Origin of the sequence: Streptomyces doebereineriae (assembly GCF_031845645.1) — a bacterium.
GTDB classification, from domain to species: domain Bacteria; phylum Actinomycetota; class Actinomycetes; order Streptomycetales; family Streptomycetaceae; genus Streptomyces; species Streptomyces canus.
The window spans coordinates 146,250-163,369 of record NZ_JAVREZ010000001.1 but is presented as its reverse complement, the minus strand read 5'-3'; the positions used below and the strand labels follow the sequence as shown (position 1 = coordinate 163,369).

The following is a 17,120-nucleotide window of genomic DNA, read 5'->3' as shown; positions in this document are numbered from 1 at the left end:
GTCAGTTGTGCGTCTGGCCCGCGGCATCGCCCGCCGCATCGCCCGCGCCGTTGCCGGTCTCCTCGCCGCCGATCACGTCACCGCCGGCCTCCTCGCCGCCGACTTCCTGACCGGCGCCGACCTCCTCACCGGGGCTCGCGCTCGCGTCGCCACCGGCACCGGCCTCCTCGCCCGCACCGGCCTCTTCGCCCGCACCGGCCCCGGCGTCGCCACCGGCGCCCGCCTCGTCACCGGCGCCGGCACCAGCCTCCTCGCCGCCGGCCTGGTCGTCGCCCGCGCCCGCGCCGCCGGCCGCGTCACCCGCGCCGAGCGTGGCGCCGACCGCCGTCAGGGCGGTGGTCACCGGCTGGAAGAAGGTCTCGCCGCCGACGGTGCAGTCGCCGCTGCCGCCGGAGGTCAGACCGATCGCCGAGCCGTCCTGGGTGAACAGCGAACCGCCGCTGTCGCCGGGTTCGGCGCAGACGTCGGTCTGGATGAGCCCGGTGACGGTGCCCTCCGGGTAGTTGACGGTGGCGTCGAGTCCGAGGACCTGGCCGTCGGCGAGGCCCGTGGTGGAGCCCATCCGGAAGACCTGGGCGCCGACCTCGGCGTCCGCGGCCTGGCTGATCGCGACGGTCTGGCCGCCGCCGACGTTGACCTCGCTGGGTGCCTCGGTCGCCGGGTCGTCGTACTTGACCAGGGCGAAGTCGCCGTCACCGGGGAAGGTGGCCTGGTCGACGGTGGCGATCGGCTGACCGTCCTCGGCGTCCGCCCACTGCTCGGCCGCGACCCCGCAGTGACCTGCGGTCAGGAAGGCGGGGCTGCCGTCGCCCGCGGTGACGTTGAAGCCGAGCGAGCAGCGGGCGCCGCCGCCGAAGATCGCGTCACCGCCGGACACGAAGGTCTTGAAGGTGCCGGCCGACTTCTTGATGGTCGCCATGTCGGAGCCGAGGCTCTTCACGGTCGACTCGATGGTGTTCCACTTGTCGCCGGTGACCGTGCTGTCGGCGGTCACGAGAATCTTGTTGGTGCGCGGGTCGACCGCCCAGGACGTGCCCGGGATGGTCGCCTCCTCCTTCAGGGTCTTCGCGCCGGCCGCCAGCTCGGTGAGGCTGTTGTCGACCTCGCGGACCTTCGCACCGGCCTTCTTCGCCTGCACGACGACGTTGTTGTTGTCACCGGATATGACGTTCACGACGAGCTGCTGGCTGTCGGAGTCGTAGTAGGACCCGGCGAAGGCGTCGCCGAGCAACTCCTCGAGCTGCGAGGCGAGGTCCGAGGCGTCCGTCGCCTTCAGAGTCTTCGGCGCGATGGCCGCCGCGTCATTCGACGAACCGTCCTGGGACGCGTTGGCGTTGGGCAGCAGAATCGCGGCAGCTCCGAGCGCCACCACGGTGCCTGCCGCGAACGCGGCCTTGCGCTTCGGAATTCGCTTGTGACTCAAACTTCTCGACCTCCTGGGGGACCGGAGTCTGTAACCGCCGTATGGCAGTTGGTTGTTCGGGGCGCCTGGATGGCCATGGGTACGCACGGTGCACGCGGTGCGTTCAATGCCGTTTCTTTACGCCCCGATTGCCACGCCGATTCGGCCACGGGCCGTGCCGGGCGGGCCGCGGGCGGGAACAATCCCCCATATGACGATGACGCCCGCCGAAGCCGACAAGATCCTCGCCGACAACTTCGCCCCTTGGGTCCTCGACCTCGGCCTGTCGGTCGAGACGCTCGGCGACGACCATGCGGTCCTGCGACTTCCCTGGTCACAGCGGTTGGCGCGGGAGGGCGGCGCATTGTCGGGCCAGGCCCTGATGGCCGCCGCGGACACCGCCACCGTGATCGCCGTCTCGGCGGCCAGAGGCGCCTACGGACCGATGACGACGGTGCAGCAGTCGACCAGCTTCCAGCGGGCGGTGTCCGGTTCGGATGTCCTGATCAAGGCGGTCGTCACCAAGCTGGGCCGCCGCATGGCGTTCGCCGACATCACGATGACCGACTCCGCATCGGGTGATCTCGCGGCCCGCGCGAGCACGGTCTACGCACTTCTGGGCTGACACGCTCAGCGAACGGTCAGCGACGGTCCGTTGTGAAGAGCGCCCCGAATCCCCTCTCCCATGAATCTGCACATCGAATGCGCAACCAAGTCACCGCGAGCGGAAGTTCTGCACAAGCGCGGACCGGCGCGCATGTCATTGGCGAGGAGTGTCGCTTTCGCCACTACGACGGCAAGGGCCCCTTCACGCCACCGCAACATCACCTGTGAAGAACTCGGCACCAAGGCGTGCGCAAGCCTGCACGGATGGAGGCTTCTGTGACTCAAGTTCCCTGGTGAGACGGGTGGTTAATTGGAAGGGCGGAGCTGCCGCGTGCTTTGATCCATCGCACCGCAGGGCAGCTGGGGTTCCCGGAAACGGGATCCGGCGCCATGCGATTGCGGCCGTCATCTGTCCCCAGAGGGGGCCGCTCCCCCCTTGCGAAATACCCATACGAAGGGAAGTTCCATCATGAACTCCACCCCCCAGGTTGAGACCGTCGAGATCTCGGACGCCGACCTCGACAACGTCTCCGGCGGCCTGCAGCTGAACGCCCTCGGCACCGTCACCGGCCTGGTGGACGGCGTTGCCCCGGTTTCCGGCCTGGTCAACACGGTCGTCGGCACGGTCGAGGGTGCGACCGGCCTGAACACCGGCGCGGTCACCGGCCTGGTCGCCGGCCTCTGATCACATTCTTTGTGATCTGATCACTATTTTGTGGTCGACCCGTCCCGGAGCCGCAAACCGGCGGTTCCGGGACTCTTGGGTGCCGTAATCCGGCCGGCTCGCGCGAGTCGGTCCTTTCTCATTGGCAGCATTCAGCTTTCGCAGGTGAGGGAAGACCCGTGCAGTTCCGCCAACAGGCCCTCGCCAAGCTCCAGTCACCGGAGGAGCTCGACCTTCCGGTGCGCTTCGCCCGTCCGCAGGGCTGGCTGGTGATGTCCGTGACGGTGGTCGTGATGGCCGCCGCCTCCGTGTGGGCGGTGACCGGCTCGGTGGCCTCCACCGTGAGCGCGCCCGCCATCCTCACGCACGGGCAGGGCAGTTACATCCTGCAGAGCCCGGTCGCCGGACAGGTCACGCAGGTGATCGCCAAGGAGGGCACCCAGCTGCCCGCCAACTCCCCCGTACTGAAGGTCCGTACGCCCGACGGCGACACCGTCGTCCGCACGGTCGCCGCGGGCCGGCTCACCGCCCTGGCGGCCACCATCGGGCAGATCATCTCGACCGGCGCGAACGTCGCCGCCGTGGAGAAGGTCGCCCACACCTCCGATCCGATGTACGCCACGGTCTACGTACCCGCCGAGAACGCGGCCGCCATCCCCGAGAACGCCGCCGTGGACCTGACCGTCTCCTCGGTGCCCACCCAGGAGTACGGCGTGCTGCGCGGCCATGTGAAGTCGGTGGACCGCTCGGCCCAGTCGGCGCAGCAGATCGCCGCGTTCCTCGGGGACAGCCAGCTCGGCGAGCAGTTCACCAAGGACGGCCGGCCGGTCGCCGTGCTCGTGAGGCTGGACAAGTCCAAGGGCACGAAGAGCGGTTACCGGTGGTCCTCCGCCGAGGGCCCGCCCTTCACCCTCACCTCCATGACCGTGGCCTCGGGTTCGATCCGGCTGGCCGATCAGCGTCCCGTCGATTGGCTGCTGCCGTGAGCACCGCACAGGACACCCGGAGCAGGCGCCGCTCCGCCCCGCCCAGACGCCCGGTCCCCAAGGGGAAGGCGAAGACGGTCCGTACGCCCACCGTCCTCCAGATGGAGGCCGTGGAATGCGGCGCGGCCTCCCTCGCGATGGTGCTCGGCCACTACGGCAAGCACGTCCCGCTCGAGGAGCTGCGCATCGCCTGCGGTGTCTCCCGGGACGGCTCACGCGCCAGCAACCTCCTCAAGGCGGCCCGCAGTTACGGCCTGACGGCCAAGGGCATGCAGATGGACACGGCCGCACTCGCCGAGGTGAAGACGCCGGCGGTGCTGTTCTGGGAGTTCAACCACTACGTCGTCTACGACGGCATGGGCCGCCGCTTCGGCCGCCGCGGTGTCTACATCAACGACCCCGGCAAGGGCCGCCGTTTCGTCCCGATGGAGGACTTCGACGGCAGCTTCACCGGCGTCGTGCTGGTGATGGAGCCCGGCGAGGGCTTCACCAGGGGCGGCCGCAAGCCGGGTGTTCTCGGCGCGATGCCGGCCCGGCTGCGCGGCACCGCGGGCACCATGCCGACGGCGGTGCTGGCGAGCCTGCTGCTGGTGCTGGTCGGCGCGGCCACTCCCGCGCTGAGCCGCACCTACATCGACATGTTCCTGATCGGGGGGCAGACCTCGCTGCTCGGCGTGCTGTTCGCGTCGATGGGCGCCTGTGTGGCCCTCACCCTGGCCCTGACCTGGCTCCAGCAGGCGAACCTGCTGCACGGCCGCATCATCTCCTCGACGCTGTCCAGCGCCCGCTTCCTGCGCCATCTGCTGCGCCTTCCGGTGACGTTCTTCTCCCAGCGCAGCCCGGCCGACCTGGTGCAGCGCCTGCAGTCCAACGACCAGGTGGCCGAGACCCTGGCCCGTGACCTCGCGGCGGCGGGCGTCGACGCCGTGGTCGTCGTCCTCTACGCGATCCTGCTCTACACCTACGACCCCCAGCTCACCTACGTCGGCATCGGCGTGGCCCTGCTGAACGTGGTGGCCATGCGGGTCGTCATCCGACTGCGCGCCACGCGTACGGCCAAGCTGCGCGCCGACAGCGCCCGGCTCACCAACACCGCCTATACCGGCCTGCAGTTGATCGAGACGATGAAGGCGACCGGCGGCGAGGACGGCTACTTCCGCAAGTGGGCCGGGCAGCACGCCACCACGCTGGAGGAGCAGCAAAGGCTCGGTGTGCCGAGCGCCTGGCTGGGCGTGGTCGCCCCGATGCTGGCCACCTTCAACAGCGCCCTCATCCTCTGGATCGGCGGCATGCGGGCGATCGAGGGCGGTATCTCCGTCGGTCTGCTGGTCGCCTTCCAGGCACTGGTCACCCGGTTCACCGCGCCGATCACCCGCCTGAACGGCGTGGCCGGCCGCATCCAGGACTTCGCGGCGGACGTGGCCCGGCTGAAGGACGTGGAGAACTTCAAGGCCGACCCGCTCTACGGCCGCCCCGGCGCCGGCGACTCGACGCGCAGGCTGCACGGCCATGTCGAGCTGCAGAACATCACCTTCGGCTACAACCCGCTCGACAAGCCCCTGCTGACCGGCTTCGACCTGACCGTCGGCCCCGGCCAGCAGGTGGCGCTGGTCGGCGGCTCCGGCAGCGGCAAGTCGACCGTCTCCCGGCTGATCTCGGGGCTGTACGCGCCCTGGGAGGGCGTGATCCGCATCGACGGACAGCGCCTGGACGACATTCCGCGCGGCGCGCTCGCGTCCTCGGTGTCCTTCGTCGACCAGGACGTCTTCCTCTTCGAGGGCTCGGTCCGCGACAACGTGGCGCTGTGGGACCCGTCGATCCCGGACGACGCCGTGGTGGACGCGCTGCGGGACGCGGCCCTGTACGACGTGGTGATGCGCCGCCCGGGCGGCATCCACAGCAGGGTCGAGCAGGACGGCCGCAACTTCTCCGGCGGGCAGCGCCAACGCCTGGAGATCGCACGGGCGTTGGTGCGCCGGCCCAGCATCCTGGTCCTCGACGAGGTGACCAGCGCGCTGGACGCGGAGACCGAGCTGGTCGTCATGGACAACCTGCGCAAGCGCGGCTGCGCCTGTGTGGTGATCGCGCACCGGCTGAGCACCGTGCGCGACAGCGACGAGATCGTCGTACTGCAACACGGCACGATCGTGGAACGCGGGCGGCACGAGGAGCTGGTGGCGCGCGGTGGCGCGTACGCGGCGCTGGTCAAGGAACGGTGACATGACCTCCCCAGACATCGCCTCCCCCCAGGACGGTGACCTCGTCCTCAACGCGCTCGGGCAGATGGGCACGCGGGTCGACTGCGCCGGTTTCAGCCGTATCGACCTCGAGGGGCCGCAGGTGCTCTGGCTGGTCGTGTCGGGCGCGGTGGACCTGTTCGCGGTCGACGCCGGACAGCAGGGCCACTGGCACCACCTGGGCCGTCTGGAGCCGGGCGCGCTGCTGCTCGGGCCGGTGGCGGGGCCGCAACACACCCTGGTGGCGCGGCCCCTCAGGGACTGCGTGGTGCACCGCATCGGCCTGCGCGAGCTGTACGAGCCCGCGAACACCCAGACGTGGTCGTACGACGAGTACGGCAACCCCCAGTACGTGCCGCCGACGACGAGCCCGCTGGAGTACGCCCTCGCGCTCGGTGTGGGCCGGAGCCTGTCCATCCTCTTCCAGGCGCCGATGGCCGACGAGCGGGCCGCCGCCCCGACCGACGACGACGTGTTCTGGATGCAGGTGCCGCCGGGCAGCGTGCAGTACGGCTCGCTCTACGGCGCCGAGGCGGCCGCCGATCTGCTGATGGACCCGGCGGTCTGGCAGTCCATGGTCGACCAGCAGTACCGGCTGCTGACCACGCTGGACCGCTGGATCGAGCAGCTGGAGCGCACCCACGAGACCCGGACGGCCGCCGGTATCAAGGCGGGTGAGGCCGTGCGCGCCCAGGCCGACCGGACCTTGCTGGCGTCCATCGGCAAGTCGAAGCAGCGCACGACGACGGCCGACGCCGACGCGAGTTACGCGGCCTGCAAGCTGGCCGCCGACGCCGCCGGGATCCCGCTCGCCGAGAACGCGCACAGCGGCACCGAGAGCGACCGTCTCGACCCGGTCGAGCGGATCGCCCTGGCCTCCCGCGTCCGGATCAGGTCGGTGCGCCTGGACGGCAGCTGGTGGCGCGACAACGTCGGTCCGCTGGTGGGCCATCGGGCACTGTCGGGTGCGCCGGTCGCGCTGCTGTGGCGGCGCGGCGGCTATGTGGCCGTGCATCCGGCGACGGGACGCGAGACGCCGATCGAGAAGGACAACGCGGAGGAGTTCGAGCCGCGCGCGGTGATGTTCTACCGCCCGCTGCCCGACCGGGGGCTCAGCCCGCTCGGGCTGCTGCGGTTCAGCATGCGCGGCACGGGCGGCGATGTCACGAACCTGCTGCTCAGCGGTCTGGTGACGGTGGCGATCGGCGCGCTGGTCCCGATCGCCACCGGCAAGGTGCTCGGCGAGTTCGTGCCGAAGGCCCAGACCGCTCTGATCGTGCAGGTGTGTCTGGCCGTGATGGTCAGCGGGGTGGTGACGGCGGCCTTCATGCTGTTGCAGAACCTCACCATGCTCCGTCTGGAGGGCCGTATCGAGGCGACCCTCCAACCGGCCGTCTGGGACCGGCTGCTGAGGCTGCCGACGAAGTTCTTCACCGAGCGCTCGACCGGCGAACTGGCCAGCCAGGCGATGGGCATCAGCTCGATCCGCCGGATGATGGCGGGCATCGGCCCCACCGTCGCCCAGTCGGTGACCATCGGCGCGATGAACCTGGGCCTGCTGTTCTGGTACAGCGCCCCGATGGCGATGGCGGCGATCGGCATGCTGGTCGTCATCGCCGCCGGCTTCCTCGGCCTCGGGCTCTGGCAGGTGCGCTGGCAGCGGCGACTGGTCGTGCTGAGCAACAAACTGAACAACCAGGCCTTCCAGACCCTGCGCGGTCTGCCCAAGCTGAGGGTGGCGGCCGCGGAGAACTACGCGTACGCGGCCTGGGCCTCGGAGTTCGCCCGCAGCCGCGAGCTCCAGCAGAAGGTCGGCCGGATCAAGAACCTCACGTCGGTGATGGGCTCGGTCTATCTCCCGCTGTGCACCCTGCTGATGTTCATGCTGCTCGCGGGCCCGGCGCGCGGGTCGATGTCGGCGGCCGAGTTCCTCACCTTCAACACCTCGGTGACGATGCTGCTGACCGCGGTCACCCAGCTCACCGGCGCCTTCGTCTCGGCGGTGGCCGCGCTGCCGTTGTTCGAGGAGATCAAGCCGGTCCTGGAGGCGCAGCCGGAGGTGCGCACCGCGAGCACCCGGCCGGGGCCGCTCACCGGCGCGATGGAGGCCCGCCGGCTCTCCTTCCGCTACTCCGAGGACGGTCCCCTGATCCTGGACGACGTGTCCTTCGAGATCCGGCCGGGTGAGTTCGTGGCGATCGTCGGCCCGAGCGGCTGCGGCAAGTCGACCCTGCTCCGGCTGCTGATCGGCTTCGACCGGCCGCTCTCCGGGAGTGTCCTCTACGACGGCCAGGACCTAGCCGCCCTCGACCAGTCGGCGGTGCGCCGGCAGTGCGGTGTCGTCCTCCAGCACGCCCAGCCGTTCACCGGCTCCATCCTGGACGTCATCTGCGGCACCGAGCCCTACACGCCCGAGGAGGCGCTGGCGGCGGCCGCGATGGCGGGGCTCGCGGAGGACATCCAGCGGATGCCGATGGGGCTGCACACCATCGTCTCGGGCAGCGGGGCGATCTCCGGCGGCCAGCGTCAACGGCTCATGATCGCCCAGGCGTTGATCCGGCGGCCGCGGATCCTCTTCTTCGACGAGGCGACCAGCGCCCTGGACAACGACACCCAGCGCACGGTCATCGAGTCCACCAAGGCCCTCAACGCCACCCGCATCGTCATCGCCCACCGGCTGTCGACGGTGCTGGACGCCGACCGGGTGATCGTGATGGAGAACGGCAAGGTCGCCCAGCAGGGGCCGCCCGCGCAGCTCCTCGCGGACACGGGCGGCCGGCTGCACGAGCTGGTGCGGCGGCAGATGGCGTAAGGGTCGGTCCGTCCCCGGTCAGTCCATGCCGGGGACCGGTGCGCCGGAGGGGACGCCGGCGTCGACGTACGCCTGGTAGAGCTCCTTCCACTGCGGCGCCTCGGGGCGCAGGCCGTGGGCCCGCGCGTCGAGGGCGGCGAGGCACACGTCCCAGCCGGCGCCGTTGCGGGCAGCGGTGTCGGCGGCGCTCAGCACGTTGGTGAGCGTGAGGCGTGTCCGCTTCTCGTCGAGCGGCTCCAGGTCGAAGTGCAGCTCGTCGCCGCCCCACTCGAAGGAGAGGCGCCGGGGCTCGTCGAGGTCGATGACCCGGCCCGTGGAGTCCTCCATGTGGGGGTCGCCGCTGAACTTGATCGTGCCGCCGGGCCGCAGCTCGATCTCGGCGCGGGACGGGAACCAGTGGGCGAGTTCGTCGGCATCGGTCACGAACTGCCACACGCGCGCGACGGGGTGGTCGTAGGTGCGGCTGAAGCGGACGGCCGGGCGGGCGTCGTCCAGGGTCAGATAGGTGCCGGTGAGGTCTGCGGCCATGGTGGATCAGTCCTTCGGAGCGGTTTCGTCGCGCGTCCTGCCGTACCTGGAACCCAGATTACGCATGCCCGGCCTCCCCTCCTCAGCGAAACGTTGCCGTTTCGCTCGCAGTGGTCTAACCTCTACGTGTACGAAACGGTTTCGTTTATGAGCCGGAAGAGCCCAGCCGACTTTCCCTGGAGTTGTGCCATGTCCCAGAAGACTCTGACCGAGAGCGGACAGGAGGGCGCCGTCGAGGCGCCTGCCGCCGCTTCGGCCAAGCGGTGGTGGATTCTCGCCGTCGTCGCGCTCGCCCAGCTGATGGTGGTCCTGGACGCCACCATCGTGAACATCGCCCTGCCGTCGGCACAGGCCGACCTCGGTTTCTCCGACGGCAACCGGCAGTGGATCGTCACGGCCTACGCGCTGGCGTTCGCCTCCCTGCTCCTGCTCGGCGGACGGATAGCCGACCTCTTCGGCCGCAAGACGGCCTTCCTCATCGGTGTCGTCGGCTTCGCGGCCGTCTCGGCGCTCGGCGGTGCCGCCACCAACTTCGAGATGCTGGTCACCGCCCGCGCGCTGCAGGGCGCCTTCGGCGCACTCCTCGCGCCGGCCGCGCTGTCCCTGCTCAACACGACGTTCACCGACGCCCGCGAGCGGGCCCGGGCGTTCAGCGTGTACGGCGCCATCGCCGGTGCCGGCGGTGCGGTCGGTCTGCTGCTCGGCGGCGTCCTGACCGACGCGCTCGACTGGCGCTGGACGCTGTACGTCAACGTCGTCATCGCCGTTGTCGCCTTCGCGGGCGGCTGGCTGCTGCTGCACAACCACCGTGACGCGGCGAACTCCAAGCTGGACGTGCCCGGCACGCTGCTGGTCGCCGCCGGTCTCTTCTCCCTGGTGTACGGCTTCTCCAACGCCGAGACGCACGACTGGAGTTCTCCCGAGACCTGGGGCTTCCTGGTCGCGGGCGGTGCGCTGCTGGCCGCCTTCACCTGGTGGCAGACCCGTGCCGCGCACCCGCTGCTGCCCCTGCGCATCCTGCTGGACCGCAACCGGGCGGCCTCCTTCCTGGCCGTGCTGATCTCCGGCGGCGGCATGTTCGGTGTCTTCCTCTTCCTCACCTACTACCTCCAGCTGAACCTGAGCTTCAGCCCGACCAAGACGGGTGTGGCCTTCCTGCCGATGGTCGCCGCGCTGATGGTGGCGGCGCAGGTCAGCACCACGACACTGGTCCCGCGGATCGGACCGAAGGTGGTCATCCCGCTGGGCTTCGCGGTCGCCGCGGTCGGCATGGCCTGGCTGACCGGGATCGGCGTCGGCTCCAGCTACCTGTCCGCCGTACTGCCGCAGCTGATCGTGACCGGATTCGGCCTCGGCCTGGTCATGCCGCCGGCCATGCAGCTGGCCACCGGCGGGGTCGCGGCCGAGGACGCCGGAGTCGCCTCGGCCACCGTCAACGCCATGCAGCAGGTGGGCGGTTCGATCGGCACCGCGCTGCTGAACACCCTGGCTGCGAGCGCCGCCACCGACTACCTGGTCGGCAAGGACCCGACGAACAAGCTGGTCCAGGCCGGGGCCACGATCGAGAGCTACACCACCGCCTTCTGGTGGTCGGCCGGCCTCTTCGCCGTCGGCGCGCTGATCACCTTCCTGCTCTTCCGGCGCGGGGTGCCGGAGCAGGACGCGGACGCCGCACCGGTCGTACACATGTAGCAACCGCAGCAGGAGCCGCTTGGTCCGAGGGGCCGCCGTCAGCAGGGAGACGGCGGCCCCTCTCGCGTTCTCAGCCAGGCGACAGCGACGCGGTGTGCTGGGCCGGTGGCCGAGAGCGACGCCCCGACCGGACGGCCGGCGTTGGAGGCGGTCGTCCGTGGGTACCCACGGGTCCATGCGGATAAGCGTGGTGGATGTGGGATCGAACACGGTTCGGCTGGTGGTGGCGGACGCCGAGGGCGGGGTGCCACTGCCGGTGCACACGGCGAAGTGGCGGCTGAGACTCTCCGATCATGTACGGCCGGGCGGCCCGGTGCCCGAGGAAGCCGTGGAGCGGCTGGTGGAGGCGGTGGAAGGGGCGAGCCGGACCGCCGCCAAGTGGGGTGCGGCCGGGCCGCTGGCCTTCGCGACCGCCGTCGTGCGGTCCGCGCCGAACCGGCAGGAGGTGCTGCGCACCGTCCGTACCCGGACCGGCGTCGGGCTGTACACCCTGCCGGGCGAGGTGGAGGCGGAGCTCACCTTCCTCGGGGCGCGGCGCTGGATGGGCTGGCGCTCGGGGCCGCTCGCGCTGTTCGACATCGGCGGCGGGTCGCTCGAAGTCGCCTTCGGACGCGGCCGGTTGCCGGACTACGTGGCCTCGCTGCCGTTGGGCGCCGGCCGGCTGACCCATGAGTTCTTCGAGGGGCAGGACCCGCCGCCCCCGGAGGCGGTGCGGGCACTGCGCCGCAAGGTCCGCCACCAGCTGCGGGACGTGGCGTCGAGGATCCGCTGGGAGGGACCGCGCACCGCGGTGGCCACCTCGCGCACCTTCGAGCAGCTGGGGCGGCTGTGCGGAACCCCGCCCGGCCGGCGCGGCCCGTTCGTGGAGCGGCGGATGCACCGCGCCGACCTGCGGGAGGCCATCGAGGCTCTGGCCGCCCTCCCGGCCGCGCGGCGGGCCGAACTCCCCGGCATCTCCGCGCCGCGCTCCGCGCAGAGCCTGGCCGGTGCGGTGGTCGGGCACACGGCGATGAAACTCACCGGCGTCAGGACCGTCACCATCTGCCCCTGGGCGATCCGAGAGGGAGTCCTGCTGCGGCACATCGAGGACGGCGCCTCCTGGTGGGCCGAGATCGCCCGCCGCAACGAGGAGCACACCTCTCCCCCGGAGCCGGTCCCCCTGCGCATCGCCACGGCCACGACCTGAACGAAGAGAAGGAAGAAGGAGGAGACAGCCGTGCCGGAGAAGAAGCAGAAGCCGGACACCGCCCTGGACGAGGTCCTGCGCGAGTTCGAGGACGCCGAGAAGCGAGTCCAGGAACCCGACGGGAAGCGCGGGCACAAGGGTGAGGCCGCTGACGCCACCACCCCCAACACCCGGGCCCAGGAGGAGTCCGAGGGCGAGTGACCCACCGGCGGCGCGCCCGGCGGGCGTGCCGCCGGCGACGACACCCCCGGCCCCACTCCCGGCAGGCGGGTGACCTCCCACTTCACGGGTACCCGGGGCGCATGGATCACGACCGCCGAGAACCGCCGCTGCCGCCGGCCCGGGGCCCGGTCTCCGCCGCCGTCCAGGAGTATCTGCTCGGTGCGGGACCGCTGCCGCGTCACGAGACCGTCGCGGGCGCGGACGTGTACGGCGACGACCTCCAGCTCGCCCTCTACATCTGCTACGAACTGCACTACCGCGGCTTCTCGGGCGTCTCCTCCGAGCATGAGTGGGACCCCGGGCTGCTGCGCACCAGGGCGGTCCTGGAACACCGCTTCCTGTCGGCCCTGCGCACGGACACCCCGGTCCACGACAGCGTCGAGGACGCGCTCGCCGGGCTCCTCGTGGAGCCGGTCGACGGCACGGGACTCAGCCATTTCCTGAGCAAGGAGGGCGAACTGTGGCACGTGCGCGAATACGCCGCCCAGCGCTCGCTCTACCACCTCAAGGAGGCCGACCCGCACGCGTGGGTGCTGCCGCGGCTGTGGGGCCGGGCCAAGGCGGGCATGGCGGCGGTGGAGTTCGACGAGTTCGGCGGCGGCCGCCCCGACCGCGTCCACGCCCGGCTGTTCGCCGACCTGATGACGGACCTGGGCCTGGACACGACGTACGGGTACTACCTGGAGGCGGCCTGCGCGGAGATGCTCGCGACGGTGAACCTCATGTCCCTGCTGGGCCTGCACCGCAGCCTGCGCGGCGCTCTCGTGGGCCACTTCGCCGCGGTCGAGATCACCTCCTCGCCCGGCTCCCGGCGACTCGCCGAGGCGATGCGCCGCACCGGCGCGGGACCGGCCGCCGAGCACTTCTACGACGAGCACGTCGAGGCCGACGCCGTCCACGAACAGGTCGTACGCCACGAGGTCATCGGCGGTCTGCTGGCCGAGGAACCGCACCTCGCCCCCGACGTCGCCTTCGGTATCGACGTCACCGGACTCGTCGAGGACCGCCTCGCCGAGCGCCTTCTGCGCCACTGGACGGACGGACGCTCGTCGCTGCGTACGCCCGCGCTTTCCGAAATTCACCATATTTCCTGAATGTCGGGGTACTTGGGCAGCGTGAGATCACTGATTCCCCCTCTGACTCTTCCCGGTGTCTACACTCCTCAGGAAGACACCGCGCTGCTGGCCGGGGCTCTGTACGAAGAACCGCTGCCGCCGGGCGCGGACGTCCTGGACGTGGGCACCGGGACCGGTGCCCTCGCTCTCCAGGCGGCGCGCCGGGGCAGCCGGGTGACCGCGGTCGACGTGTCGTGGCGGGCGGTGTGCACGGCCCGGGCGAACGCCTGGCTGACCGGCGCGCGGGTCCGGGTCCGGCGCGGGAACCTCTTCCACCCCGTGCGGGACCAGTCGTTCGACCTCATCCTGACCAATCCGCCGTATGTGCCGGCACCCCTGGACGTCCGGCCGCCGCGCGGAAGGGCGCGGGCCTGGGACGCGGGCCACGACGGACGGTTCGTGCTGGACCGCGTCTGCCGTGAGGCGCCCGCCCTGCTGCGCCCCGGAGGGGTGCTGCTGATCGTGCACTCCGAACTGAGCGACTCCGGGCGGACGGTGGGGCATCTGCGCGAGGCGGGCCTCAAGGCCGCCGTGACCCGCCGTCGCCGCATCGCGTTCGGACCGGTGCTGCGTACCCGGGAGGCATGGCTGCGCGAGCGCGGTCTGCTGCCCGCCGGCGCCGCCCACGACGAAAAGGAAGAGCTGGTGGTCGTCCGTGCCGAACTCCCCCTCTGACTCCGACCGACCGCGCCGCATCCGGGTCCAGCACCGGGGCCCACTGCTCGTGGAGGGCCCCGTGGAAGTGGAACTGGAGGACGGCAGCACCGTCGCCTCCGACCGCTTCCGGGTGGCCCTGTGCACCTGTCGACGCAGTCGCCGCTATCCGTGGTGCGACACCAGTCATCGGGAGCGGACCCGCTCTTAGACAAGAAGTCAATGTAATTGACAGAAATTCACCGGGTTGAGTGAACCAGATCTTGCGGACCCCGCTGCATGGATGTTCCAGGCCACTGCGGGGTACCTACCGAGATCGAATGCGTCCCTCGCCGAGGTGGAGCGGCCATGACGCCGGAGTCCGACGACCGCGCCCCCCAAAGGCCCGCGGCGAACCCGTACGCCCGCACCCGGTTGAACGCCGGGTTCACGGTGGTGGAGGCGGTCGGCGAGATCGACCTCGCGACGGCGGGCTTCCTCGCGGAGCATCTGGATGCGGCGACCGCGGCCGATCGGCCCGATGTACTGGTCGACCTGCGGCAGGTGGAGTTCTTCGACTGCTCTGGCCTGCGGGTGCTGTGCCGCGCCGAGTCCCGGGCGCGGGAGCGGGGCGGGCGGCTGCGCGTGGTCACCGACGCACCGCGCCTGCACCGGCTGCTGCGGGCCTGCGGCCTGTGGCGCCGCTTCCCACCACTCCTCGAGTCCCCGGAGTGCCCGGGATTCCCGGAGAAGGCGTGACCCGAGGGTCCGGCGGACGGCCCCACTCCGTCCGCCGGCCCTCGGTGCGGGATCACGGGGTTCCCGCGAGAGGGGCGGCACTCCCCAACTGCGGGCCCCTCGGGCAGGTCACGGGCACCACGCGACCCCGGTCTCTCAGAACGCGAAGACGCTCGTCCCGTAGGAGCTCTTCACGCACTCGTTGGCGAAGGTGCGCTCATAGGAGACCCGCTTGCCCCGCCATACGCCGTCGACCGTGACCACCACGGGGTCGTACTCCCTGGTGCACAGGGCGTCGGATCTGGCCCCGAGAGCATCGAAGTCCCCTCCCGTGGCCCGCAGTTCGGCGCAGGCCTGGGGCGCTGCCGGATGGGTGCCCGAGGAGGTCGGGGCGCAGGTCAGGGTCACGGCACGTTCCGGGGTGACGGTGGCGGCACTGTCGCCGTGGCCGAGGGTGAGCACGAGGGCCGAGGGAGCGTAGAGGCCCGAGGCGGCGGCCGGTTCCGCGAGAGCGGCCCCGGTCAGGGGTCCGCAGACGGCGGTGGCCGTGAGGCCGAGGGTCGCTGCCCAGCGCGCGGTGTTCCGCATTGTGTGCATCCTTCCGCTGGATTCGAGGGTGTGCCCTCCGACTCGGTCGGTGCCGGAGCGGCGAGCGCGAGTCTGCCGAGTCCTGGCCCGAACTTCACATCGACCCCACAACTTTCAGTAACCTTGCGTGTTGAATCAGTGGCGCGAAGTCACATCATCCGAACAGTCGAGCCCCGCAACCGGGCGGTTCTTGATCGCCCGATCCGGCCGGATGGCCTGAATACCCCGCCTGGGCAATAGGCCTGAAACATTCCGCTTCAGCCGTCAGCGCACACCGTCACAGCCTCTTGCGTTCCTGGAGCAACGGAGTAATCGTCATTACATGATTACTGACGAGCAACGAGAGAAGCTGCGCGGCTGGTTCACCGGCCGGTTGCCCGACGACCTCTTCGAGGCCCTGGCCGAGGTGGTCGTCGACCGCGAGGAGATCACCGTGATCGGCCGCATCCCCGGCCCCCGGCTCACCGAGGACGTCTCGGCGGCCGAGCGGGAGGCGGCCGTGCAGGGCAGGATCCAGGAGTTCCGGGAGCGCACCCGGGAGGACCGGATCGAGGTCGCCCGCGAGGCCGAGCACAAGTTCCGCCGGAAGGTGTCCTGGGGCGTGGAGTGCGACGGCGAACGCGTCCTGTTCACGCATGTGGCCGCGCCCGTCATGACCCGGCTGCGCCAGCCCGAACGCCAGGTCCTGGACACCCTGATCGCCGGCGGCGTCGCCCGCAGCCGCAGCGACGCCCTCGCCTGGTGCGTCCGGCTGGTCCAGCGGCACACCGACGACTGGCTCGCCGAGCTGCGGGACTCCCTGGAACACGTCCAGCGGGTGCGGGAGCGGGGTCCGGACAGCGAGGAGGTGGCCGATTCCTCCACCCGGGACCCGGAAGATGGATGACCGCACGGCTGGAACCGGCGGGGCATGACCGCGTGGTGGGTGTCCGCGGTGCTGTTCCCGACGCTGCTGCGGGCCTTTCGGTGGCCTCGGCTACATTGCGGGCATGACCAACTTCGTACTGGTGGCGGGCGCGAGGCTCGGAGCGTCGGCGTGGGACGAGGTCGCGGCCGAGCTGCGAGCGGCCGGGCACGAACCCCGTCCGCTGACGTTGTCGGGCCTCGCCGAGATGCGGGGCGTGGCCGCGGGACAGCAGACACATGTGCGGGACATCGTCGACGAGGTGGAGCGGCTGGACCTGCGCGAGGTGGTGCTGGTCGGGCACAGCTACTCCGGCATACCCGTGGGTCAGGCCGCCGAGAGGATCGGCGACCGGCTCGCGCGGGTGGTGTTCGTGGACTCGAGCGTGCCCGTCGACGGGGAGTCGTTCCTGTCGGGATGGCCGAGCGGACATGTCCGCAAGGCGATCGAGGAGAACGACGGCTTCTGGCGGCCGGTGGGCCCGGAGCACTACGCAGGGCAGGGCCTGACGGACGAGCAGATCGCCCGGATCATCGACCTCTCGTCCCCGCACCCGGGCGCTACGCTCACCGAGCCCGCCGTCCTCACGCGTCCCCTGGGCGAGCTTCCGGCGACGTACATCAAGTGCCTCCTCGACGACGAGGAGCCGATGCCCGTCGTGGCCGAGCTGCTCAAGAGCGAGAGCTGGGAACTGGTCGAGATGGACACCGGCCACTGGCCGATGTTCTCCCAGCCGCGCGAACTGGCCCGGATCCTCGCCGAGTCCGTTGCGACCTCGGCCCTCCCCTCCTGACCGGCGCCCGCCCG

General features: G+C 70.8%; 17 protein-coding genes. 14 read left to right on the top strand and 3 right to left on the bottom strand.

What is annotated here, in order from left to right; all coding sequences use genetic code 11:
• Position 1 precedes the first annotated feature (1 nt).
• Positions 2–1,423, bottom strand: a complete 1,422-nt coding sequence (locus RNB18_RS00785) for a S1 family peptidase (RefSeq protein WP_311712168.1) — start codon at positions 1,421–1,423, stop codon at positions 2–4.
• A 190-nt stretch (positions 1,424–1,613) separates the two neighbouring features.
• Here RNB18_RS00785 and RNB18_RS00780 point away from each other — a divergent pair, with 190 nt between their 5' ends.
• From RNB18_RS00780 to RNB18_RS00760, 5 genes are all read left to right on the top strand, one after another.
• Positions 1,614–2,027, top strand: a complete 414-nt coding sequence (locus RNB18_RS00780; protein WP_059204222.1) for a PaaI family thioesterase — start codon at positions 1,614–1,616, stop codon at positions 2,025–2,027.
• A 450-nt stretch (positions 2,028–2,477) separates the two neighbouring features.
• Entirely contained in the window at positions 2,478–2,693 is a 216-nt protein-coding gene (locus tag RNB18_RS00775) for a hypothetical protein (RefSeq protein WP_057612991.1), read from the top strand.
• 158 nt (positions 2,694–2,851) lie between these two features.
• Entirely contained in the window at positions 2,852–3,658 is an 807-nt protein-coding gene (locus tag RNB18_RS00770; RefSeq protein WP_311712167.1) for an HlyD family efflux transporter periplasmic adaptor subunit, read from the top strand.
• Entirely contained in the window at positions 3,655–5,877 is a 2,223-nt protein-coding gene (locus tag RNB18_RS00765; protein ID WP_311712166.1) for an NHLP family bacteriocin export ABC transporter peptidase/permease/ATPase subunit, read from the top strand. The genes RNB18_RS00770 and RNB18_RS00765 overlap by 4 nt, the downstream gene beginning before the upstream one ends.
• Position 5,878: 1 nt before the next feature.
• Positions 5,879–8,707 carry an NHLP bacteriocin export ABC transporter permease/ATPase subunit gene (locus RNB18_RS00760; protein WP_394817563.1) on the top strand — a complete coding sequence of 943 codons (2,829 nt, stop codon included), beginning with the start codon at positions 5,879–5,881 and terminating at the stop codon, positions 8,705–8,707.
• An 18-nt stretch (positions 8,708–8,725) separates the two neighbouring features.
• Here RNB18_RS00760 and RNB18_RS00755 read toward each other — a convergent pair whose 3' ends face one another.
• Complete coding sequence (locus RNB18_RS00755) at positions 8,726–9,235, bottom strand: SRPBCC family protein (RefSeq protein ID WP_311712165.1); 510 nt, start codon at positions 9,233–9,235, stop codon at positions 8,726–8,728.
• A gap of 189 nt (positions 9,236–9,424) precedes the next feature.
• Here RNB18_RS00755 and RNB18_RS00750 point away from each other — a divergent pair, with 189 nt between their 5' ends.
• The 7 genes from RNB18_RS00750 (at position 9,425) to RNB18_RS00720 (ending at position 14,842) form a co-directional block, all read left to right on the top strand.
• Positions 9,425–10,927, top strand: a complete 1,503-nt coding sequence (locus RNB18_RS00750) for an MFS transporter (protein WP_311712164.1) — start codon at positions 9,425–9,427, stop codon at positions 10,925–10,927.
• A 175-nt stretch (positions 10,928–11,102) separates the two neighbouring features.
• Positions 11,103–12,113: a Ppx/GppA phosphatase family protein gene (locus RNB18_RS00745; protein ID WP_311712163.1), complete on the top strand. Its 1,011-nt coding sequence runs from the start codon at positions 11,103–11,105 to the stop codon at positions 12,111–12,113.
• 30 nt (positions 12,114–12,143) lie between these two features.
• Positions 12,144–12,314, top strand: coding sequence for a hypothetical protein (locus RNB18_RS00740; RefSeq protein WP_311712162.1), 171 nt, complete (start codon positions 12,144–12,146; stop codon positions 12,312–12,314).
• 101 nt (positions 12,315–12,415) lie between these two features.
• The gene (locus tag RNB18_RS00735) at positions 12,416–13,429 is read left to right on the top strand and encodes an iron-containing redox enzyme family protein (RefSeq protein WP_311712161.1); all 1,014 of its coding nucleotides are present in this window, start codon (positions 12,416–12,418) and stop codon (positions 13,427–13,429) included.
• Entirely contained in the window at positions 13,430–14,125 is a 696-nt protein-coding gene (locus RNB18_RS00730) for a HemK2/MTQ2 family protein methyltransferase (protein WP_311712160.1), read from the top strand.
• Entirely contained in the window at positions 14,106–14,315 is a 210-nt protein-coding gene (locus RNB18_RS00725) for a CDGSH iron-sulfur domain-containing protein (RefSeq protein ID WP_311712159.1), read from the top strand. The genes RNB18_RS00730 and RNB18_RS00725 overlap by 20 nt, the downstream gene beginning before the upstream one ends.
• A 137-nt stretch (positions 14,316–14,452) precedes the next feature.
• Positions 14,453–14,842 (top strand): STAS domain-containing protein, encoded by a 390-nt coding sequence (locus RNB18_RS00720; RefSeq protein WP_311712158.1) that lies wholly within the window; start codon positions 14,453–14,455, stop codon positions 14,840–14,842.
• 135 nt (positions 14,843–14,977) lie between these two features.
• On the opposite strand, the gene RNB18_RS00715 is transcribed toward RNB18_RS00720, so the two are convergent.
• Positions 14,978–15,409, bottom strand: coding sequence for a protease inhibitor (locus RNB18_RS00715; protein ID WP_311712157.1), 432 nt, complete (start codon positions 15,407–15,409; stop codon positions 14,978–14,980).
• 322 nt (positions 15,410–15,731) lie between these two features.
• Here RNB18_RS00715 and RNB18_RS00710 point away from each other — a divergent pair, with 322 nt between their 5' ends.
• Both RNB18_RS00710 and RNB18_RS00705 read left to right on the top strand, forming a co-directional pair.
• The gene (locus tag RNB18_RS00710; protein ID WP_311712156.1) at positions 15,732–16,295 is read left to right on the top strand and encodes a hypothetical protein; all 564 of its coding nucleotides are present in this window, start codon (positions 15,732–15,734) and stop codon (positions 16,293–16,295) included.
• A 103-nt stretch (positions 16,296–16,398) separates the two neighbouring features.
• The gene (locus RNB18_RS00705; protein ID WP_311712155.1) at positions 16,399–17,106 is read left to right on the top strand and encodes an alpha/beta fold hydrolase; all 708 of its coding nucleotides are present in this window, start codon (positions 16,399–16,401) and stop codon (positions 17,104–17,106) included.
• The last annotated feature ends 14 nt before the right edge of the window (positions 17,107–17,120 follow it).